This window comes from Shewanella sp. ULN5 (assembly GCF_030731885.1).
Taxonomy (GTDB): Bacteria; Pseudomonadota; Gammaproteobacteria; order Enterobacterales; family Shewanellaceae; genus Shewanella; species Shewanella holmiensis.
The window spans coordinates 47,678-70,419 of sequence record NZ_JAPJEE010000010.1 but is presented as its reverse complement, the minus strand read 5'-3'; the positions used below and the strand labels follow the sequence as shown (position 1 = coordinate 70,419).

Annotated in this window: 21 protein-coding genes; 10 read left to right on the top strand and 11 right to left on the bottom strand. The window is 41.5% G+C overall.

All coding sequences use genetic code 11. From position 1 onward, the window contains the following. The 6 genes from ORI98_RS11255 to metJ all read right to left on the bottom strand — a co-directional run. Positions 1-683: hypothetical protein (locus ORI98_RS11255; protein ID WP_306135272.1), on the bottom strand; the 683-nt coding region annotated here is incomplete at its 3' end. Between the two features lie 11 nt (positions 684-694). Then, positions 695-2,020 (bottom strand): HlyD family type I secretion periplasmic adaptor subunit, encoded by a 1,326-nt coding sequence (locus ORI98_RS11250; RefSeq protein WP_261298875.1) that lies wholly within the window; start codon positions 2,018-2,020, stop codon positions 695-697. Continuing rightward, entirely contained in the window at positions 2,020-4,092 is a 2,073-nt protein-coding gene (locus tag ORI98_RS11245; RefSeq protein ID WP_306135271.1) for a peptidase domain-containing ABC transporter, read from the bottom strand. Before ORI98_RS11245 ends, ORI98_RS11250 begins: the two co-directional genes overlap by 1 nt. Beyond that, a complete protein-coding gene (locus tag ORI98_RS11240) occupies positions 4,092-5,744 on the bottom strand; it encodes an ABC transporter transmembrane domain-containing protein (protein WP_306135270.1) in 1,653 nt (550 codons plus the stop codon). Before ORI98_RS11240 ends, ORI98_RS11245 begins: the two co-directional genes overlap by 1 nt. A gap of 360 nt (positions 5,745-6,104) precedes the next feature. Then, a complete protein-coding gene (locus ORI98_RS11235) occupies positions 6,105-6,836 on the bottom strand; it encodes a sulfite exporter TauE/SafE family protein (protein ID WP_306135269.1) in 732 nt (243 codons plus the stop codon). A gap of 172 nt (positions 6,837-7,008) precedes the next feature. Then, positions 7,009-7,323, bottom strand: a complete 315-nt coding sequence (gene metJ / locus ORI98_RS11230) for a met regulon transcriptional regulator MetJ (RefSeq protein WP_188840950.1) — start codon at positions 7,321-7,323, stop codon at positions 7,009-7,011. 207 nt (positions 7,324-7,530) lie between these two features. Here metJ and metB point away from each other — a divergent pair, with 207 nt between their 5' ends. From metB to ORI98_RS11190, 9 genes are all read left to right on the top strand, one after another. Beyond that, a complete protein-coding gene (gene metB, locus ORI98_RS11225) occupies positions 7,531-8,703 on the top strand; it encodes a cystathionine gamma-synthase (protein WP_306135268.1) in 1,173 nt (390 codons plus the stop codon). A gap of 21 nt (positions 8,704-8,724) precedes the next feature. Further along, positions 8,725-11,118, top strand: coding sequence for a bifunctional aspartate kinase/homoserine dehydrogenase II (locus ORI98_RS11220; protein ID WP_306135267.1), 2,394 nt, complete (start codon positions 8,725-8,727; stop codon positions 11,116-11,118). A 248-nt stretch (positions 11,119-11,366) separates the two neighbouring features. After that, on the top strand, positions 11,367-12,251 hold the full coding sequence (metF, locus tag ORI98_RS11215) for a methylenetetrahydrofolate reductase (RefSeq protein WP_261298869.1): 885 nt from the start codon (positions 11,367-11,369) through the stop codon (positions 12,249-12,251). Between the two features lie 164 nt (positions 12,252-12,415). Next, positions 12,416-13,057 carry a cytochrome c gene (locus tag ORI98_RS11210; protein WP_371931157.1) on the top strand — a complete coding sequence of 214 codons (642 nt, stop codon included), beginning with the start codon at positions 12,416-12,418 and terminating at the stop codon, positions 13,055-13,057. 9 nt (positions 13,058-13,066) lie between these two features. Then, positions 13,067-14,122 carry a c-type cytochrome gene (locus tag ORI98_RS11205; RefSeq protein ID WP_371931156.1) on the top strand — a complete coding sequence of 352 codons (1,056 nt, stop codon included), beginning with the start codon at positions 13,067-13,069 and terminating at the stop codon, positions 14,120-14,122. 88 nt (positions 14,123-14,210) lie between these two features. Continuing rightward, entirely contained in the window at positions 14,211-14,468 is a 258-nt protein-coding gene (locus ORI98_RS18155; RefSeq protein WP_371931155.1) for a cysteine-rich CWC family protein, read from the top strand. Between the two features lie 91 nt (positions 14,469-14,559). Continuing rightward, positions 14,560-15,099: an SRPBCC family protein gene (locus tag ORI98_RS11200; protein ID WP_306135265.1), complete on the top strand. Its 540-nt coding sequence runs from the start codon at positions 14,560-14,562 to the stop codon at positions 15,097-15,099. Between the two features lie 197 nt (positions 15,100-15,296). Beyond that, the gene (locus ORI98_RS11195; RefSeq protein WP_306135264.1) at positions 15,297-16,661 is read left to right on the top strand and encodes a sodium:alanine symporter family protein; all 1,365 of its coding nucleotides are present in this window, start codon (positions 15,297-15,299) and stop codon (positions 16,659-16,661) included. Between the two features lie 60 nt (positions 16,662-16,721). Beyond that, entirely contained in the window at positions 16,722-17,111 is a 390-nt protein-coding gene (locus ORI98_RS11190; protein WP_306135263.1) for a hypothetical protein, read from the top strand. A 182-nt stretch (positions 17,112-17,293) separates the two neighbouring features. Here ORI98_RS11190 and ORI98_RS11185 read toward each other — a convergent pair whose 3' ends face one another. Further along, positions 17,294-18,649, bottom strand: a complete 1,356-nt coding sequence (locus ORI98_RS11185) for a flavohemoglobin expression-modulating QEGLA motif protein (protein WP_306135262.1) — start codon at positions 18,647-18,649, stop codon at positions 17,294-17,296. A 226-nt stretch (positions 18,650-18,875) separates the two neighbouring features. Here ORI98_RS11185 and ORI98_RS11180 point away from each other — a divergent pair, with 226 nt between their 5' ends. Next, the gene (locus ORI98_RS11180) at positions 18,876-19,841 is read left to right on the top strand and encodes a general glycosylation pathway protein (RefSeq protein ID WP_306135261.1); all 966 of its coding nucleotides are present in this window, start codon (positions 18,876-18,878) and stop codon (positions 19,839-19,841) included. 97 nt (positions 19,842-19,938) lie between these two features. Here ORI98_RS11180 and ORI98_RS11175 read toward each other — a convergent pair whose 3' ends face one another. The 4 genes from ORI98_RS11175 to ORI98_RS11160 form a co-directional block, all read right to left on the bottom strand. Then, on the bottom strand, positions 19,939-20,115 hold the full coding sequence (locus ORI98_RS11175; protein ID WP_306135260.1) for a PA3496 family putative envelope integrity protein: 177 nt from the start codon (positions 20,113-20,115) through the stop codon (positions 19,939-19,941). Positions 20,116-20,536: 421 nt separating this feature from the next. Beyond that, complete coding sequence (locus tag ORI98_RS11170; RefSeq protein ID WP_261298860.1) at positions 20,537-21,223, bottom strand: TorF family putative porin; 687 nt, start codon at positions 21,221-21,223, stop codon at positions 20,537-20,539. A 304-nt stretch (positions 21,224-21,527) separates the two neighbouring features. Beyond that, positions 21,528-21,800 carry an HU family DNA-binding protein gene (locus ORI98_RS11165; RefSeq protein WP_188840938.1) on the bottom strand — a complete coding sequence of 91 codons (273 nt, stop codon included), beginning with the start codon at positions 21,798-21,800 and terminating at the stop codon, positions 21,528-21,530. Positions 21,801-21,924: 124 nt separating this feature from the next. Then, positions 21,925-22,722: a response regulator gene (locus tag ORI98_RS11160; protein WP_261298859.1), complete on the bottom strand. Its 798-nt coding sequence runs from the start codon at positions 22,720-22,722 to the stop codon at positions 21,925-21,927. Positions 22,723-22,742: the final 20 nt, after the last annotated feature.

Genomic DNA, 22,742 nt, shown 5'->3' with positions numbered 1-22,742 from the left:
CCAGTGCCAGTGCCAGTGCCAGTGCCAGTGCCAGTGCCAGTGCCAGTGCCAGTGCCAGTGCCAGTGCCAGTGCCAGTGCCAGTTTGTAATGTATTAGGTTGTGGCGCTCCAACATAAGGCTCTGGGGGCGTTATTAACTGGTGCGATATGACAAAAGCTGGAGGTTGAATAATGTTGCTGGTAATGTTTAAGGCTTGAGCTAGTGTGGGCAGTGTTGGTGATGGCTGGTTAGTGGCAGTATGCAGATAGTTATGTTCAATGCCCGTTGTTTCGGTGGAGCCTGTTTCCACAACCATTTTTGATTGTTGTGGTGCTTCTATAGGCTGGATTGCGATATCTCCTGCAGAAGGAGCGGGTGTCTTTAGCTGTACTTGTGTGTCGTTAGATGAATTTACCAGAAAATCAGCCGTTTCCGTTTTGACATTATTACTGCTTTCCGCTGTGCTTTCCCTTTCATCTTGAGAAAGAACATCTGAAGCGGCGATATTTTGTCCCCATGATTTATCCGCTACTAAATCTTGATTGGTTCCTTGTATTACCGCCGCATCCCTTAGTTCTTTCGCTTTTAATCTCTCAACATCCTTGTCGATTTTCTTAGCCGCGGTTATTGATTGTTGTTTTAGTTTTTGTTCTAACTCGCTCGCTGAGGTCGTTGGTGGCGTAGATGGTTTTTTTTTAGTCATGACTTCACTCCTTAACGCTCACCAAATGCATCTGTAATATTAGTAAATACGGGTTTCCACATATATTGGAATACCGTTTTATCACCAGTAACAATATTGGCTTCGCCTGTCATACCGGGTAGTAAATCAAGTTTTCCAGGAGTATTACCAAAGTAGGGTTTTTCAATGGCAATTTGTACTTTGTAGAACACGCCACCTTTCTCATCAGCATCTGTACTGGGTGAGATGCGTTTTACAATGCCATCAATTGCACCATATCGACTGTAATCAAAGGCGTCGATTTTAATTCGGGCTTTTTGTCCAACAGTAACAAACCCTATATCCCGAGGAGACAGTTTTGCTTCAAGTAATGCAGTCGGCGTGGTGGGAACAATCACTGCAACAGTGCCACCAGGCTGGATCACGCTACCAGATGAGGTATTAGGTATTGATTGAATGATGCCATCGACAGGCGAGGTGACGGTTGTTTGCTGCACTTGCGAGTCCGTTGATTTAAGGCGAGCTATGACGCCGAGTAATTCAGCTTGTGTATCAGTACGTTTTTCACCGACTTCTTTTAGTAAGGTTGCTTGTTTTTGATTTAACTGACTTTGTAAATTTTCCACATTTCGAGCCAGAACTTGTTCTTTACCTTCCATGCTTTTCAGCTCGCGCAAATACGAATCAAGCTTTTGTTGTGACTCTAGCATGGTGAGTTTTGACACCGCTTGCTCCTCTTTTACTGAACGCATCATATTGAGGGTTTTTTCTGCGGATAGAATTTGATCTTTTAATGGCGGCATTTCTTGCTTTAGCCCCTCTAATTCAGCTTCTGATTTAGCAATTTCAGACAAGGATAATGAGATAATAGCCTGTTTTTCATCATTCATTCTTTGTAATGTTTTAACGTGTTGTTGAGCTAATTCGGGATGAGTTTGGCTATATTGATCAAAGTTAGGTTCTCTTTCATCCATAAATGCATTATAACGCTCAATTCTGAGCTCAAGGTTTGCCTGTTTACTGACAAGCTCTTCGGCAGCGGCTTGGCTATCAATTGCGATAAAGTTGGCTATCACATCGCCTTTTTTTACCACATCACCCTCAGCCACTATAATACTGGCTAACGTGCCGCCGCTTTGACTTTGTATAACCTGCCTATGCCCTAGCGGGACAACTTGTCCTTTGGCTTTGGCAATTTCTTCAATATTGGTAAAAATTGACCAAATTAACATGACAAAAATGGCACCCGTGATAAAAAAGGTGATCCGCTTAATGATGCGTTTTTCAGCAGGGGCTTCAACGGCTTCAGTAAACTCGTGTTCAGGCCAAGAACGATGAGTAAGTTGGCGATCATTCATTATTGTGTCTCCAATGTTGAAGCTGAATCTTTACTGATTTCTGGGTTATTACTTGGAATGGGACCAGCATAAACCACACTTCCTTTATCTAAAATGACCACTTTATCTGCATATTGGATCAATTCCTGATCATGGGTTGTGAACAAAATGGTGGTGCTCCCTTTCAATTTGGTCAGCGTGTTGATGAAGGCTGTTTTAGCGTGAGGGTTACGGTTGGCGATAGGTTCGTCCATTACTAATAGCGGCGACTGTTTAAGTAGTGCACGCGCAAGACTGATATAACCCCCCTCTACCGCCGAGAACATACTGGTGCCGCGGCTAAATAAATTGGCATTTAGATCATTATCTAACGCTGATAATAAGGCTTCTCCACCCGCATCAATTAATGCCTGTTTAAGTTGTTCATCACTAGCATCAGGTTTGGCTAGGCGTAAATTGTACGCCAATGAACCGGGTAAAAACTCACTGTTTGTGGGACTAAATGCTGCCCATTGACGGAATATTTCAGGGTCAAATTGCTTGAGGTTTTTATTATTAATAGTCACGTAGCCCGCTTGAGCATCAATAACGCCAATAGCGGATAATAATAAGGTGGTTTTTCCACATCCGTTGGGGCCAATAATGGCAACCGTTTCGCCCGATTCTATATCAAATGTAATCCCTGAAAGTGCCGGCTCAGTCTCTGCACTATAGCGTAAGGTGAGATGTTTGAGTGACAATGACGGTGCTTTTTCTAAATTTGGCGAATCTAATCTGAGTTCATTAAATTCGGTGGTGACCTCCATAAAACGGTCAAATTGTTGTACCGTGCTTTTTATCATGTCCAGTTTTTGTTTGGATGCAAAAGCTAATTGCGCAGGACCCGTAATACGCCAAATTAACATGGTGCAGGCTATAAGCGCACCGGAAGAAATACTTTGATTAAGCACTAAGAAGATACCGGTGAACACGGTAATCAAAGCAGTGAAAAGCCCCATCGCATGGGCTACTGCTGCATTTAGTCCATTGCGTTTGGCATACAAAAAGTTTTGTCGACAGTTTTCGTTTGCTCGCCTTAAAAACTGGGTATGCCAGCCATCGGTTTCGCCTGAAGCTTTAAGTTGTAACAGGTTTTTTGCAAGTTCATTTAGACTATTCTGGTATTCATTGCTGATGGTCGGTGTCGCTGCCTGAGTAAATTTATTCATCGCTTTCATGATTAAATAAAACAAAATCAGCATTCCAATAGGGACTAGCACTAACGAGCCCGCCAAGAGAAGAATCGCAACAAAAGCAATTATTGTAAAAGGAAGATCAATTAATCCAGCACCGCCTGGTCCTGCAATTACACTGCGAACCTTCTCTGCGTTACGTATTCTGGCTAAATGACTGGATAGACCAACCCGAGAAAGGACCATTAATGGCATACTCAATAATCGATTAAACGTCATACCTGACAAGTCACGAGCAAATCGGTTACTGCTAGTCGCGACAATATTGGCTCTTATAAGCCGGCTAGATACTAGAATAATCAAAGCCATCAAGGCTCCTAGGGCTATAGTGGGTAAAATCTCGGGGGTCTGCCCACCAATAACCCTGTCATAAACGGCCATAGTAAATAGCGGAATTGCCAATCCTGTTAAGCTAGAAAGTAAGCTTAACCAAAATACAGGCTGATACCATTTGGTTTGTTTTTTTAAATGTGCCGCAAATGCACTGACTTTATTACTGACAGATGGCAAGCTTTCAATGATAAAAACACGGCCATCATGAGGCAAAGCAGGCAGCATTTGCCATTGATTCTGAACATCTAAATATTGAAATTGATGATTGCTACGTCGTGCAATTATTGGTTCTCCCTGTTCTGGCAGCAGCAAAAATGGATGGATTGTATTAATCAGCTGATGTTTATCTATGGCTTGCACCATTAAACCTACATGGTGCTTTTTAAGTAATATATAAGTTTCTAAATAGGTAATCTGATTTTTTATATCACTTTTTTCGATGTTTTTTGCTTGTCCATTCAATCCTAATTGAATAAATAGTCTGATTAACAGTGATTTGGGACACAAGGTTTGTTCTGGTGTTGTCATTAGTTTGCCCCCGGTTTGTTCACTAGGGTTGCGTGCCCATGTTGAGATATATCAATACAAAAATCACTCAATTGTGCAATTTCATCAAAATAGGAAGCGATAATAATTGTCATTTCACCTCGATATTGCAGTAAAAGTGCTAGCAAACGGTTCTGTGAGTCAGCATCCAGTGACACCATGGGTTCATCAAGTAATAAAATAGAAGGTGATTGGGATAACGCTCTGACTAAGGAGATCAGTTTGATGGCTCCTTTGTTAAGCATTTGACTATTATTGTTGGCTACTAATGTTTGGTACCCGGCCGGTAGCTGGGCGATGGTTGCTGACAAACCTAACTTATCGGCTAATTCCATCGCATAGGCTTCTCGTTCATGGCGAAATAGGGTCATGTTTTCCAAAATAGAACCCGATAATAATGTTGCCCAGGGGGGAACATAACTAATGGATTGTCGAAACTCAAAACCAACATGATCGTTTAGCGCAATACCAGCTATGGTAATTTGGCCCTGATTAACTTGATGAAACGCGCCAATACTACTGAGCATTAAGCTGGCATGAGTCAGTGGGTTTGAGGTCACGTTAACTATACTGCCGGAAGGGATTTCAATATTGATATCGCTGAGTTTTGCTCCAGTCTGTTTTGCGCTGACATGCTCAAAGCGAATTGGGCCTATAGGCAGTTTTTGCTGGTACATCTGGCTTGCATTAAATGACTCTTGAGGTGCGTCAATCAATGCATTGACCTCTAACATTGCATGTTGAGCATTAATTATTTTAGCCCTTAAACTCCCAATCGCGCTAAGTGGTGCAACGGCGCGACCTGCTAAAATTGAGCAAGCGGCAAGTCCACCTGTGGTGAGATTACCATTAAGCACTTCTAAACATCCTATAAGGACTAGCGCCAAAGTGGTGAGCTGCGCAGCTCCTTGAATCACCTCTTGAAGTTTAGAAGATAGCCAATCAATCTCGTTTTGTTGAGCTAAACGTTGATGGTTAACTTTTTTATAGGCATAAGTTACACGTGACTCTAGCGCCATCGATTTTGCGGTTGTTAAGCCAGACAGCACCAACATAAGTAACTGAGTACGCTCATTCTCACTGATATTTAATTTACTAGTTGTATTTGAGAGCTTTTGGCCAATTTGCCACACTCTTACCCCAGCAATTAACCATACTAAAATGGGGATAAAAACCAAAGGGCCGCCAATGTAAGCCACTAAACCTAAAAATATCATCACAAATGGCAAGTCCATCATAGCAACAGCCGCTTGACCCGAATACACCTCGCGCATTTCTCCGACGCCTTTTAATCCTTGCGCTATTGCGCCAGAGCCCAAAGATTCCATATGGTGATAATCGGCTTTCATTAGGCTGTCGACCAGCTTAGAAATCGTGGTTAATTCGTAATTGGCGGCAGAACTTGCCAATAACCAACTACGAGCATAACGCAGCAGCAGTTCAAGTAAAATTGCTATACCAACACCGACCACTAAAACTACCGCAGTACCATAGGCTTCATTGGGCAATATGCGGTCATAAATTTGCAACATGGTAAAGGGAAGTGCTAGAGAAAGGATATTGATAAATACCGAAGATAAAAGCAGCTCAGATGATAATTTGTTTTGTGTCAATAAACTGAAGTTTTGAAACATTGTTTAACCACCTTCACATCCGATTTTAGATGAAATTCTAGATTTATTTTTTATAGTTAAGAATCAAACTATCATTGTTAACATTAAAAATACAATGCAATTTATATTGCTGATTTATCTTCATAAAATGTTAAATGTTGATAAATTTTAGCAATGAATAATCAAACTTGCACATTTTGACTATGTTTATTGGTGGGTAAAGTCGTCATCAGCTTTATGTTTACGTACGTCCAAATGACGATTTAAGTGCAATTTAATTTTCAATTTCAGCACATCATTATAAGGGACAGTATATAAAAGCAGAATTTTTGGCTGCTGGCAGCGGATGGGATCAGCTAAGGTAAGCCAGTGTGATGGGGGTTATATTTGATTCAAAGACTTTACCGTTAATATTAGTGCGCTTAGGGTGCACAATATTAGGGTGGCTTTACGGGTTTTGTCCTTATCTACTTTACCGACAATGCGTCCGGCAATCATATATCCTGCTAATACTGATGGTAGTAGCATTAAAGAAAGCCAAATGTGCTTCACTTCAACTAAGCCTACAATGGCTAAAATTGCTAAAGCAATCATAGAGCTAAAGATAAAAAAGGCTGATAGTGCTGCCCTAAATTGGCTAGCGTCTTTTCCAGCTAATAAAATGGCCATTGGCGGCCCACCTATAGCGGCAATATTGCCAAAAATACCTGAAACAATACCCGCAATAAATAAGGTTATCCGATTCACTGGTGCGGATAATTTAAAAATACTCAGTAACACTGCGGTAAATACAATGCCAGCAATAGCAAGACCTAATATGGGTTGAGGGGCAAGCAATAATAAGCTTGCGCCTAAAAAACCGCCTGGAATTCTTCCTAGTAACGCATATTGCAGCCCATTAAATTCTAGGTGGCTACGTTCTCTGAATAAGGTCATCAGTGAAATCGCAAACCCCATTACAATCACTGGCACTGGCACTAGTTGTGGGTCGACAATATACAGTAAAGGACTGGCGACTACGGCTAAACCAAAACCGATTAAGCTTTGGGTTAACGCGCCGCAAAAGATAATCAGTGAGGCAAGTATTAAGGTGGTGGGGTCGATAAATGGCATTGCTATGGCTCTTATTTTACGCGCATTTTTAACACAAACATTTTCTGTTGATGGTTATCAAGAATTTGATAGTGTCTAAAACAAAATTCCACCAAGATAACTACCCTGACAAAGCAGGATATTCATCTTGATGGAATGAATAGCGGGTGTGAAATGACTTAAAAGTGATTAATTACTCTAAGTCTTCCCATTCAATACCCATTTGGTCCATCAATGCTTTCGCTTCACGTGGGATACTGTCTGGCTCATCTTTTGATAAGTCATGATCATCAGGCAAAGGTTGGCCCGTATAAGCATGTAAAAAAGCTTCACACAGTAATTCACTATTTGTCGCGTGACGTAAATTATTTACCTGACGGCGAGTACGCTCATCTGTCAGTACTTTCAATACTTTTAACGGAATTGATACTGTGATTTTTTTTACTTGTTCATTCTTCTTGCCGTGCTCGGCATATGGGCTAATATAGTCGCCATTCCACTCAGTCATTAACTCACCCTTTACTTTAAATTCGGTGCAGATTTTAAACCCTTAAAGTTTCTAGTCAAATTATTGCTGTGTTTTAGTGCACATTGCAAATAGATTTCTTTATGTTTAGACGTCTAAACGTCTATTTCTGTTGACCTGAGCGCTTCAGTTAGGTAAATTTAGCCATCTAGACATCTCTTTGTGTGTTCGTAATGTTAGGAATTAATCATGACCAAGTCTTGTAAACAACATAGCAATGCCACTGTCGCAGTTCGTCAGGGTATTGAAAGTGACACACAATATGGCGCAGTTGTCCCTCCAATTTATTTATCGACCAATTATTCTTTTGATGGCCATAAAAATCCGCGTGAGTTTGATTACAGTCGTTCAGGCAATCCAACACGTTGCATTCTAGGTGAAGCCTTAGCCAAGTTAGAGCAAGGGGCTACCGGCGTGATAACTTGTACCGGCATGGCTGCAATTACCCTAGTGACCAATTTACTCGGGCCAGATGATTTATTGGTTGTGCCACATGATTGCTACGGTGGTAGTTACCGATTATTTACTAATTTGGCCAAGAAAGGGCAGTTTAAATTGGCTGTTGTTGATCAAACTAACGCAGCAGCGTTAGCTGAAGCCATTGCCAAAAAACCTAAAATGGTCTGGTTAGAAACGCCGTCGAATCCATTATTGCGTGTGGTCGATATTGCAGCCATTGCCACAGCAGCAAAAGAAGTTGGCGCCTTGGTTACCGTGGATAACACCTTTTTATCACCTATTTTACAGCAGCCTTTAAATTTAGGGGCTGATATCGTTATCCATTCTACGACCAAATATATTAATGGTCACAGTGATGTGGTGGGCGGTGCTGTGGTTGCTAAAGACCCAGAAATCGGTGAGTTACTGCATTGGTGGTCAAATACCTTGGGGTTAACAGGGTCAGCATTCGACAGTTACTTAACGTTACGCGGCATTCGTACTTTAGCAGTGCGTATTCGTGAACATCAAGCCAATGCCAAGCGCATTGTTGATGTGCTAACGCAAAGCAATGTGGTTGAAAAAGTGTATTATCCGGGATTAAAAGATCATCCAGGTCACGACATTGCAGCCAAGCAACAGCAGGGTTTTGGTGCCATGTTAAGTTTTGAGCTTAAGGGCGGAGAAGCCGCAGTAGTGGCATTTCTCGATGCCCTAACGCTATTCAGTGTTGCTGAAAGTTTAGGCGGAGTGGAAAGTTTAGTCGCCGTTCCTGCCACAATGACCCATAGAGCAATGGATGCACAGGCTCGCTTTGAGGCTGGCGTTAAAGATACATTATTGAGACTATCTGTTGGTATTGAAGATGGTGAAGATTTAGCGGCTGACATTGAAGCCGCATTAGCTGCCGTAGCAGCGCTGTAGTTGGCGTTTAAGGAGTAATACATGGCGCGTGGTCATTTACATAAATTTGGTGGTTCAAGTCTTGCAGATGCAGATTGTTATCGTCGAGTAGCCCACATTTTACTTACCCATGGTCATAGCGATGATTTAATTGTTGTTTCAGCCGCAGGCAAAAGTACCAACTTTTTGTATAAGCTGTTGAATTTGCGAGATACCGGCCAGTTATGGCAAGAAGAATTGCAAGTGCTGATTAGCTACCAGCAAACCTTGATTGAGCAGTTACTGTCGAATGAACAGGCTCGCGATTTACGTGAGCGTTTGTCGACAGATAAATCACAATTAATTAGCTTATTATCATTAGAAGAGCGCAACGAATATCAAATCAGTCATGTGGTGAGTTTTGGTGAGCGTTGGTCAGCACGATTAATGGCGGCATTATTGCGTGAATCGGGAGTGGCATCATCGCATGTTGATGCCTGCTCTATTCTTGTCGCCGATGAAGGCGCAGTGCCGATTATTCGAGTTGATGAATCTCGCGCCAAAGTACAGGCTTTGCTTGCGGCACATCCTAATGAACGGCTAGTGATCACCGGATTTATTTGCGCAAATAGCCAAGGTGAAACGTTATTATTAGGGCGTAATGGTTCAGATTTCAGCGCGAGCTTGATAGCCAGCTTGGCAGATATTGGCCGGGTCACTATTTGGACTGACGTTGAAGGGGTTTTTAACGCAGATCCGAACAAAATTAACGATGCCAAGTTATTAAAAAGCATGTCATTGGCAGAAGCAGATCGGCTTGCTAAGTTAGGTTCGCCTGTGTTGCACTCGCGGACATTACAGCCTTTATTTAATACCGAAGTGAGTTTAGCGGTACGCTCTAGTTATGCCTCGCACACTGATTTTACTTTAATTGCGCCGCAAAGTTCTTCGGCCAGCGCGCCTGTGGTGACCAGTTTGAATGAGGTGGTGCTATTTAGCTTTAAAGCGACAGCAGATGTGGAACCCTTGTTGGCGTTGTTAGGTCAAGCTGGCTTATCGCCGTTAGCTTATTGGTCTCTGGCGCAGCATAAATATGAATTGGCGTTTACCCTTGAAAGTCAAAAGCAAGTTCAGGCGTTGTTATCAAGACAAACCTTAGAATTAGGTATTGAAGAGTTACAAGTGCAAACTGATTTGGGTTTAGTTGCTTTAGTTAGTGCCGATGCCGAGCTGTACCGCAAAAGTTTTGCCCGTTTATTAAGTCGTGATGCAAAGCCTGTTTATCAAGATGGCCTAAGTTTAGTGACTCTGGTACCTCAAGGTCAGGTAAGTTTACTGACACAAAAGGTACATCGCCGTTGTGCCGGCCCAAGAATGCGCATTGGCGTATTATTGCTAGGTGTCGGCAATATTGGTGAAGCCTGGATAGATTTATTCAAACGTGCCCGTCTTGGTTTGAATCAAGATTTAGAAGCTACAGTGGAGTTGGTCGGCTTAGTCAGTTCGCAAAAAGCATTCATTGCTGATCAGAGTGTCGATTTAGATAACTGGAAACAACAGTATGAACAGCATGCTAGTGAGTGGACATATGATTCACTATTTGCCGAGTTAGAGCAGCTGTCTTGTGATGAAGTGGTGGCTTTAGATATCAGCGCCAGTGCCACTTTAACCTTGCAATATCCTGAGTTATTCGCCCGTGGTATTCATGTGGTTAGCGCTAACAAATTAGCGGGCTCTGGGCCATTACCTTTTTATCGCGAGCTAAAGCAGCAGCTGTGTAATCGACGTTTATTTTGGCGTTACAATGCCAGTTGTGGCGCAGGCTTACCTATCCAACATGCGTTGAACGACCTACGAAATAGTGGGGATACCATTGAAGCGGTTGGTGGTATTTTCTCTGGAACCTTATGTTGGTTGTTTGAAAATTATGACGGTAAAAAGTCATTTTCTGAATTGGTGTTGGAAGCAAAAGGCTTAGGGATTACTGAACCCGATCCTCGCGATGATTTATCCGGCCGAGATATGCAACGAAAACTGCTTATTTTGGCTCGTGAAATAGGGCTTGCCATCGAGTTAGAGGATATTGCCTTGAACTCATTAGTGCCTGATGCCTTAGCTGAGTTGACCTTAGCAGACTTTTTAGCACGAATTGATGAGCTGGATGCAGAGCTATTACAGCAATATGTGGCAGCAGCAGAGCAGAACAAAGTGCTGCGTTATGTTGCATCGTTAGATAAAGTTGGCGGCAAGCTCAAAGCCGAGGTGGGTATACAATGGGTGGATAGAAACCACCCTTATGCCAACTTAACCCCAGGGGATAACGTGTTTGTTATTCGCAGTGCATTTTATCAGGGCAATCCATTAATTATTCGTGGTCCAGGCGCTGGGCGTGAAGTGACTGCTGCAGCGGTTCAATCTGATTTAGTGCATATTTGCCGTGATTTATTGCAGGAGTAATTGCGCTGTTATCTAGGTAATCGCTGTCACTAAAGACAGATAAAGCAAGGCTTTTACGAGTCTTGCTTTTTTTTCATCTTCACATTGATCAATTTTCATCATACAACAAGTCAATCTCTGCACATTTATTCTTGACATCATGGTCAGTTAAATTACTATGTAGACATATAGACGTCTAAACGTCCATTAAATTCATTAAGCATTAAATCCATCGATATTGGTATCGAAGCAGTTGAAGGAAATAAAAAATGGCTTTTCATCACGCCCAGCATTCACAGTCGTTAAATCAGAGCTTATCTGAGCTAAGTGATATCAATGTGTCATTTGAGTTTTTTCCACCTTCAACGCCTGAAATGGAAAAGATTTTATGGAACTCTATTCGTCGCTTAGAGCCATTAAACCCTAAGTTTGTTTCAGTCACTTATGGTGCTAACTCAGGTGTTCGTGATCGCACCCATGGTGTGATTGAACGTATTCAAAAAGAAACAGACTTAGTTGCTGCGCCGCACCTAACGTTAGTGGATGCCAGTGATGAAGAGTTAGTCGAGCTAGCAAAGCATTATTGGAACTCAGGCATTAAAGATATTGTGGCTTTACGCGGTGATTTGCCTGATGGCAGCCCAAAACCAACCCGCTTTGCTAATGATTTAGTGCGTTTATTACGCTCAGTTGCCGACTTTGATATTTCAGTCGCGGCCTATCCAGAAGTGCATCCCGATGCGCGTAATGCTCAGGCTGATTTAATTCATTTAAAGAAAAAAATTGATGCGGGTGCTAATCGTGCCATTACCCAGTTTTTTTATGATGTTGAATCTTACTTACGTTTCCGCGATCGTTGTGTCACTGCCGGTATCGATGTTGAAATCGTACCGGGTATTTTACCCGTCACCAATTTCAAGCAAACTAAGCGTTTTGCTGGCATGACCAACGTGGCCATTCCCGCATGGTTACATCGTCAATTTGAAGGATTAGATGATGATCCTGGTACCCGTCAATTGGTGGGGGCTAACGTGGCAATTGACATGGTGAAGGTATTGGCACGTGAAGGTGTGAAAGACTTCCACTTTTATACCTTAAACCGTGCAGAATTAACCTATGCAATTTGCCATACATTAGGCGTTCGCCCTAAATAAGTGAGCAAGCAAAATAGATTCGCTCTTTAAGCCTCTGTCGATTGATGACAGAGGCTTTTCTTTTTGTGTTAAACCTTAAAACAGCATTAAAATACTGTGTATTCATGGTCTAAATAATCATCTATAGTTGGTACAATCAATTTGGATATGGACTTCTTAGAGGCATGACAATGAATAAAACCATAATCGCTGCAACCTTTGTTAGCAGTGTGCTTAGCATCCAAGTGAGTGCATCTGTTCCCGATGCATCGCCAAAAGAGCTACAACAAACCGTGCCTGCTGCTGCGCAGGTATGCGTGAGTTGTCATGGTGCTCAAGGGCAGGGGCTAGAGGGCGCAGGGCCAAAACTAGCGGGGTTATCTTCCGCTTATATGGCAGCACAAGTTAAGTTGTTCCAGTCAGGGAACCGCCAAAACCCTTTGATGCAGCCGATGGCGATGATGCTTCAAGGTGACAATATAAAAATAGCAGCTGACTATTTTGCTTCTCAACCTGTTGTAGAGGTTGGCTTGCATTATCGTGGCGATAAAGTTGTGATAGAAAACCCGGCAGAGAAACTCGCTTACCAAGGAGATTGGTCGCGCGATCTGCCTGCGTGTTTTTCATGTCATGGACCATCAGCCGTTGGTGCCGAACTATTTCCTCGTTTAGCGGGACAGCAAGCGAGTTACCTTAAAATCCAGCTTGAAGCGTGGCAGAAAGGAACGCGTAAAGGTGATGCCGATAATATGATGGCTAATGTTGCCAACAAATTAACCGCAGTAGAAATAGATCAACTTGCGCAGTATTTTGCCTCACTTAAGTAAGGATACACTATGAATTTTCAAGTAAAAAATATCTTAGGTGCAATGGTACTAATCGGTTTAAATACCAATGCTTTAGCAGGTGAGTTGCCAGACCGTCAACAAGCTTTACCTTCAGTGCAAAAGCAAGCCGAGCACCTATATTTACAGTCAGCGGCCTTAGCTGATATTCCCGCTGGTGAATTTGGCGATAAGGTACGTTTGGGTTATCAATTATTCGTTAACACTCAGCAGTTGCGCGATAAACATGTGGGTAATGAGCTAAATTGTGTTAATTGCCACTTAAATGCTGGTAACAAGGCTAATGCATCACCTTTGTGGGGGGCATATTTTGCTTATCCAGCCTATCGCAAAAAAAATGACAAAGTGAATAGCTTTGAAGAGCGCTTACAAGGCTGTTTTACTTATTCTATGAATGGCAAAGCACCAGAATCGGGCAGTAAAGAGTTAGTGGCATTGTCTGCTTATTCATATTGGCTGGGAATGTCTGGTTTAATGCTGCAACATAATGTGGCAGGTCCTGTACCTGAGTTAAGCGACAGTGAATTAGTTAAAGGGGCAAAGCGTGATGACTTTATTTTACCTGAGGCCATCTCAAGTAAAATGGATCAAAATGCTTTAGCGCAATTACCCGGTCGTGGTTACCCTGCAGTGCCTAAAGCTGAACAAGCTTATTCACCAGAGCGCGGCGCAAAGGTTTATCAGGCGCATTGCCAATCTTGTCATGGTGACGATGGCCAAGGGCAAATGATTGCTGGCATTGCCGCTTTACCACCGTTATGGGGACCGCAAAGTTACAACTGGGGGGCGGGTATGCATCGCGTAGGCACCGCCGCAGATTTTATCTATGAAAATATGCCGTTAGGTAAGAGTGTACAGCTTACTCCCCAACAAGCCTGGGATGTTTCGTCATATATTAACTCGCAAGAGCGCCCACAAGATCCGCGCTTTAAAGGTCAGGTTACTGACACTCAAAAGCAATATCATCAGCATGATGGCTATTATGGTAAAACGATTGCTGGTCAGGTTTTAGGTCACGACTCATCAGCTAACTTCCCTAAAAAATAACCAACGGAAATTAAATTAGATCTTCAACACGCCCTAAAATAATAAGTTTTATTTCTAGGGCGTTTACGTTTTTGCACGCCGTTATGGAGTGTTTGTATTGTCTGAAAATTGTTGTCCCATCTGCCAGCAAAATAATCAATGCTCCATGGCTAATGGTCAAAGTATTGCAACCTGTTGGTGCATGAATACGGGGTTTTCTGCCGTCGATTTAATTAAACAATATTTGCATCAACACCCTCAAGTTTCACTTAACAAACAACAATGCGTGTGTCGTGACTGTTTAGAAAAAATGGCCGCGTCCCAGTTAACAGCTCAAACGAGTGTGCAAATTTATATTTCTGAGTAATTCCCTCACATACATATTAGTTATTTGTTGTTAACGATATGTTGCTGAGTATACTCATACCGTTATTTGCCATATAAAAGAGAGCATGAGCATGTTGAAAAAATTTATCTTTGTATTGGCCATTATTGTGGCTATTCCGTTTGTTACCGCGTTATTTATCAAAAAAGATTATCAAGTCGAAAGAGTGGTCGTTATTAATCAGCCAGTTACTGAGGTTTTTGATTATGTAAAATACCTTAAAAATCAAGATAACTTTAGTAAGTGGGCGTCGATGGATCCCGATATGCAAAAAACCTATCGAGGTACTGACGCAACGGTCGGCTTTGTGAGTGCTTGGGCGAGTGATAATCCAGATGTAGGTGTTGGCGAGCAGGAGATTAAGGCGATTACAGCGGGGCAACGTATTGATTTTGAATTGCGTTTTTTATCACCATTTCAAGCAACCGAACCTGCCTATATGACCACGGCTGCCGTGGGTGATAATCAGACAGAAGTTCGATGGGGTTTTAGTGGTCACATGGATTACCCGATGAATTTGATGTTCTTATTTATGGATTTTGAAGCCATGATAGGTGCTGATTTACAGCAAGGCTTAGACACATTAAAAGTGATATTAGAAAAGTTACCCTGACCTTAATAAGTTAATAAATTAGCGGTAAACGGTTTGGTTAATGCAATTTTGAATGGCGGATTGTTGCAAAAAATACGTTAATCAGGGTACTCTAAAAAATTGCTGCAAATACGGCCTTAGATTCGATTTGTTAACAGCATAGATAAAGCATAAATAACTATAAAGATAATAACTTAGCTAATCATGAGGTTTTTTGAATGGAAGCGGTCACCAGTTTTGTAAGTACAATTAATGGCATTGTGTGGGGAATCCCCATGCTGGTAATGATTTTAGGGGTAGGCTTGTTCCTGTCGATTGGTTTGAAGCTCATGCCAATTTTGAAATTGGGGACAGGATTTAAATTGTTGTGGTCGGGCCGAACTGTCACTGATGAGAGCGAAAAAGGTGATGTGAGTCCTTTTAACGCCCTAATGACCTCGCTTTCAGCGACCATAGGAACAGGTAATATTGCTGGCGTGGCAACCGCAATTGTTATTGGTGGACCGGGCGCATTATTTTGGATGTGGTGTACTGCATTAGTTGGTATGGCGACTAAATTTGCCGAAGCCGTATTGGCTGTGAAATTCCGTGAAACAGATTCCAACGGTGATCATGTCGGCGGACCAATGTACTACATCAAAAATGGTTTAGGACAAAAGTGGGCCTGGCTAGGAACGGCTTTTGCTTTTTTTGGTATGTTTGCTGGATTTGGTATTGGTAATACCGTGCAATCTAACTCTGTTGCCGATGCATTAAGCAGTAATTTTAATGTGCCTAGCTGGGTCACAGGCTTAGTACTTATGGTTCTCGTGGGTGCCGTATTAATGGGCGGTATTAAACGAATTGCGGAAGTTGCGGGTAAGTTAGTGCCGCTAATGACGGTATTTTATATTACTGCGGGTTTAGCGGTTATAGTGGTGTATATTGATCAGATCCCTGCAGCATTTGAATTAATTATTCACAGTGCATTTAATCCAGTGGCCGCTCAAGGTGGTTTTGCTGGAGCAGCTGTTTGGGCGGCAATTCGCTTTGGTGTGGCCCGCGGTGTGTTTTCAAATGAAGCGGGTTTAGGTAGTGCGCCTATTGCCCACGCTGCCGCGAAAACCAATAACCCGGTAAAGCAAGGGCTAGTGGCTATGTTAGGTACGTTTATTGATACCATCATAGTGTGTTCGATTACCGGTTTAGCCATTATTGTCTCTGGCGCTTGGACATCCGGTGAAAATGGTGCGGCGTTAACTTCTTATGCTTTTTCCCATGCTTTACCTTTGGGTAATTATATTGTGGCAATAGCCTTAGCTATTTTTGCCTTTACCACGATTTTAGGCTGGAGCTTTTACAGTGAAAAATGTGTTCAATATCTATTCGGCGATAAAGCCGTAAAACCATTTCGTTTAATCTTCACCTTAGTGGTGCCTATTGGTGCGATTAGCTCATTAGAGTTTATTTGGTTATTAGCTGATACCTTAAATGCCATGATGGCGTTACCAAACCTTGTCGCGCTTATGCTACTGAGCCCTGTGGTCTTTGGCTTAACCCGCGAGTATTTTGTTAAACAAAAAGCGTTAAAAAAAGCTGTATAAGGGAATGATGCATATTTAATTGGGTTCAATTAAATATGCAGTTATAAGGATATAGGAATAATGCGAAAATTAAATAGTGTATTGATACTACTAATGTTGTCGGTTGTTGTTTTGGGCTGCTCTTCGCTTCGGTTTAATACCAACGTTTTAGAAATTGGCGAACGAAAGGTGAGAGCAAGTAAAGTGGAGGTGTATAGTCAGCAGTTTGTATTTAATCGTGAATATACAAATGTTGGTAATGTATCAGCCACGTATTGTCATGATGCACCTTTAAGCCAGCAAGATATCAAACCGATCCCCAGTGATGAAGTGCTGATAAAGTCTTTGAAAGCTCAGGTGCAAAGTCGAGGGGGAAATGCACTGGTATTTCATCAATGTAGGCGTTCAAATACCGGCCAATGTTCAGTATTTATCGATTGCACTGGTACTGGTTATTCAATCGATGTTTAAGTGTTAATAGAACTGAAAATGGGAATAACAGTTGTTATTCCCATTTTTTATGGCGTAATTAACTTGCAGGGTAGGTTAATGCTCTGCCTAGATGTTAATTCATCATGTTCATAAATGATGAACTCTCTTTTTAGTTAATATTCATATATTTGATTTTATCGTGATTTTATCTTTCGATAGACTTAATCCGAGTTATTGTCAAACTCCGCATCTTCAAACAACTCAGCTTCTTGAGTATTAATGGACACTTTACTGAATGAGCGAGCAAAGTGGCGCTGCACCCCTTTCAAATCAATATTGCCAATACCCGATGCAAACCCAAACCAAGCATATAATCCACTAATATCGGCAAACATTGGCGGCAGATATTTAGGTCCGGCAATAATACCTTCTTGATATGCTTGATATAAAACGGGGATATCTTCGATAGCTAACTTACCTAAAAATAGCATAGGGATCAGTTCTGGTAAGCCTGTGCTGATGGCGCTGCGGATAAAGTTAATGTTTTCAACATAACCGCGTACATATGAGATATCTTTGGTAAAAAAGCTGCCGCCTTGCACCATTCCCCCGCGAAAAACCCGCTGAGTGACGCGGTAGCTGTCTTTTGAGCTTAAGTGCAGATTTCTGAAATAGCGATAAACCTCGATAAAATCGGCACCCTGTTCAGCCATGTCTACCGCAGATACGCGGTCACTAATGCGTCTTGCTCGTCCAGGATTGGAACTTAGGGTAAGCATTTCCATTAACACCGCTAAACCCTCCTGTGAGGCCGTAACGCGAGGAGAACCTACACTTAGCCATGTTGCATGGGGTTGTGCCCGTCCATTGAGTGTGGTGCCCACATGCACCCAGCCTTCGTGTACCTCATAAACATTCATGTCAGATTCACTGAACATTGCACGGGTGTTTATTTTTACCGTATCACCACCAACAGCGGCATCAGACACAATACCGTCGCTGAGTTTTACGTGGATTTCATCCTCATGGAAGTAATTCACTAAACGCTGGCTGAGATGATCAACTGCCTGTGGGGCTGTAATAATTTTGGGGTGTTGTTTACTCATGTGCCTCGCGGCGGGCAATGAAAAAATGTGACTTAATCTATCGCCTAATTGGCGAAGGGTATTGCGATCGCCATGTAACTTATGACTAGCGCTGCCGTATAGCTCTTGGCTCAATTGACCAAAGGTTGGTTTACCACGATTTTTAAGCATATCAATAACAATGCGATATTGATCGACGTTCGCAATCAAAATTTTACCCAATTGATCTTTTTTTCCCAAACGCTTCTCAATCGCGGAGCGAAGATCTTTTAGCTCTTGTTGGGTTTTGTCGGTATTAAATGACAACGGAATTGAATCGTAAAAATTGGCACTGATCTCAGGGAGTACTTTGGTTTGTTTTGCCAAAAATTTATCTTCAATTTCACGGGGCCATTTAATCGTATCGAGGATTTTAATCGGCGTTTGTACACGAATTAATTCATCTGAAAAACGACGAATATCTTGTTGATAGCGAGATACAGCATCAGACATGGCATTACCTATGGAGTGATAAATCGTAGCGAATTTAATGAATATTCGCATTTATTGCGTGGATTAACCAATTGAAAATTTCTACATAGTTGGCGTTATTTCGGTGCAACTGCACTAGTTTCGCCTGCGTCAATGTAGTGCGCTAATTTTAACTTATTGATTTATTTTACTTAATTACTTGGCACATTCACTGCTTTAGCTATTCATCATGTTAAAGGAGTAATGTATGGCTGCAATGAGTTTTTTAAGTGTTATTGAGCGTTATCATGAACATGAGAGTGTTATTCATGAATTACTTGACTCTATTTTACTGGGATTAAGTGATGCAACACTGTTTCAAAATGGGTTATCAGATAAGGTTTTTAGCGAATTAGCTAAGAGCTACCCTTTTGTGCAACTACTGTATTTGCTAGACCAAGATGGCGTGCAAATTAGTGATAATATTCTGGTGTTAAACCAAAAAGTTAACCGAGAAAAATACGGTCTTAATACTGATCGTAGTCATCGTCCCTATTTTACTGGCTTAATTCACCAACAGGATAAACGTTACATCACCAGCCCGTACCTGTCTAATACCGGTGCAGGTTTATGTATTAGTGCCTCGAGGCGGCTAATCAACTCCGTGGGAGATACCCAGATTGTCGTCATTGATATTAACTTAACCCAACTCATTGAGTTCATGATGGGAGACAGTGCTAGACGCAAAATGATGCCTATTTTTAAGGGGGTTTATAGCGTGATAGTGTTGGGGTTATTCGTGTTAGTCAGTGTATTGATGTGGACTGTGATAAAAGATATTTATGTCCTATTTTCTCAACCTGCTAAAAACGACCCCTTGCTGCCTTTTGGGATCATTATCTTTCTTACGCTTGCATTGGCTATTTTCGATTTAGGAAAAACAATTTTGGAGGAAGAAGTGCTAATGCATAAAGATATTTTTCGACACAGTTCCACTAGGCGCACCATTACACGGTTTATTTCGACCATTTTGATCGCAATTTCCATTGAGGCATTGTTAACCATGTTCAAAGCATCTTTGGGAGAAAAGCAATATTTACAGCCAGCGATAATGATGATGCTTGCCGTAGTTGGATTATTAGTTGGATTAGGGATTTATGTGTATTTAGGAGCAAAGGCTGAACAGTTATTAACGCAAAATCAGCAGCATAGATATAACAAAACGTCAGGTTAAGCTTGAAATCTATTTAAACATCATCACACTACTCAGGGGATTGAGTAGTGTGAACTATTCATACTAAGGCGTGATGTTTGCTGTAAAGCACTTTAGGTTAGAAAAAATCGTCATCACCAATCGCTTTTCGCAATTGTGCTTGCTCAAGATAATCTTCTAGTCTGCGTTTCACTTGACGTTTGTGTTGTAAATTCTCATCGCTTTTACTGTTTCTAGGTGAAGTCATAGCTTCAATTTCAGTATCGTCAGGAACTCTTTCAGTAATATTAGCCATAATAAAACCCTCAAAACCAATGGTAAACCACAGAATTAAACCAATGAGCACTTTCTAACTAAAAAACAACGATTAGAAAAGCAAAATATATTGTCCGCAATGGGCAAATGTTTTGACCTTACCTGTTTGAGCTTAGCAGTTATTTTTGAGGGTGCTAAAAAATACGCCTCAAAGCGAAATGGCGAGTGAATGGCTTAGATGATGTTTAAACCCATTTATGTATATCAACATGGATGCATAACGATGACATAAAGGAGTTGAGTGAAGAGGATTCGTTCGTCAAAACCACAAAGCCTCTTTTTTAAATCATAATTGAAGCGGTTAAGTCTCAGTATTTGACTGTAAATAACAAACGCCACCCGAAGGTGGCGTTTAAGGTCAGATTGTCAGTGCGACCAGAGAATGCGAATAATGTTTCAGGTTAAAGATCGAAGCTGTATGAGTAACCTAATACCACTTTTACATCATCTTCATCTAAATCAGTATCAGAAGCCATAAAGGACACAGTACCTAGGTCGGTATCGGCACTTAATGACACATTATAATCAGAGTAGCTGTCGCCAAATAAGTCTTCTATAACATCGCCTTGTGAATAACCATAATGGATACCCAGACTTAACTTTTCAGTTAATGGAAAGCTGGCATTGGCCTGTAGATAGCCCCAATCCGTTTCGCTATCGGCACCCGATACGTCAGAATCTGCGTTGACAACATGTGAGTAACCCAGTTCTAACCACTTCCAACCGAGTAATAAAGTGACTTCACCAAAGTTGTAGTCACTATCTGAATCGGGGTAAGCATAATAAAGATAGCTGATATCGTAAGTGAAATCTTGAGCGAACTCACCACCATAACCCGCATAGAAATCCGCTTCGTAAGTTGCTGCATCACCAAAATCAACATTTGATGCCCATGTGCCTGCATAAAAACCAGACTCGTGTGCGTAATCAAGACCACCTTGAACCGCTACCGCATCGTCTGTTTGAGTGACACCGCGCCATAAGTAATTTGATGTGGCACCAATATTTGCTGAAACTTCAGCAAACGCTGTACTCGTTAATAATAACGTACTTGATAATGCGACGGCTTGAATTAGTGATTTGTTCATCTTTATCCCTCAAGGTTTTATTGTGCATTTTATGTCTTGTATGTCAGGGCAATACATAAAATGTTTGTTTGTCTGAGGTATGCAAAGCGAAGCTTGTGCCAGTTTTAAAAGTTAATATATATCAGACGCTTAATGTATAATCGGTTGGGTGACAATAGGTTTGTTGCTTTGTAATAGTGCGTCATTGCACTTTATGTGTGCAATTGATGGTGGTGTTCACTCAGGTCATGAGCGGATATGAACAATATCAAGGCATAAAAAAACCTCCATCAGGAGGCTTTTGAAAAATGCGTTTTACAGAATATTAGTTAACGCTATCTTTTAATGTCTTGCCTGCTTTGAACTTAGGTACAGTTGCAGCAGCAATTTGAATTTCTTTACCCGTTTGTGGGTTACGGCCAGTACGTGCAGCGCGTTGTGAGGTTTCAAATGAGCCAAAACCAACGATAGAAATTTTTTCGCCATTTTTCATTGCTTCAGTTACCGCGGCTTCAAATGATTTTAATGCACGGCCAGCTTCAGCTTTAGTTAAATCTGCGTTTTCAGCAATTTTTGCAATCAGTTCACTTTTGTTCATATTGGTATTCTCTGCTTTCCATAGAAATGTTTATTAAAAACGTGGTTAACATGCCATAAGCGTTGGCGGTTTAAAAGTATTTTGTCCGATATAAACCGAAAAAGAATACTAAATGCGCGCTAAACTACTCTTCCAACAGCTTATATAATATTTGTTTAACTAAATTGGGCTCAAATGGCTTGTCACAAAGGGCGTTGACCCCAGCGCTGGATACATTACTTAAATGGGTATCATTTGCTTCGGATGAGACCATTAAAATAGGAATATGCGACTGCTGGCTTTCGTTACGGATATATTGCGTTAAGGCTAATCCATCAACACTTGGCATGTTGTAATCGGTGATCACTAGGTCGTACATATTGTGTTGCATCAATGCAATTGCCTGAGCACCATCTTCGGCTTCAGTGATAATTTGAATACCTAAGTTGCCAATAGTGCGTTTAATCACGTTACGAGCCATACGGCTATCATCAACCACTAGCACACGTAGGTTGTGCACATCAAAATGACTCAGATCAAGTTCATCATGGCTAATAAGATCGATGGTTGAGTTTAACGCGCGGGCTAAATGATCAGCATTAAAAGGCTTAGGTAAAATAGCCACTACCCCAGATTGTCTAAAAATCTCAAGTTGTTCACGACGACATTCGCTGGATACCAACATAAATTGGATATCTTGAAATTCAGGCTTTTGTTTAATATACATCAATAAATCAGTAGCTTCGCCATCAGTAAAGTGCAATGCACTGGCGATTAAGTCTGGTTTGTGGCGAGTAATAATTGCCTTTGCTTCAGCCAAAGTGGTGGCCGTTTGAATGCTAATGACGCCTTCTTGTTGTAAACGAGACATAATAATTTTTCTTTGTGTCTCAGAAGGTTCTAGCAATAATATGGATAATTCACTTGGTGATAAATTGTGCATTTTGTACTCTTATTATTTTT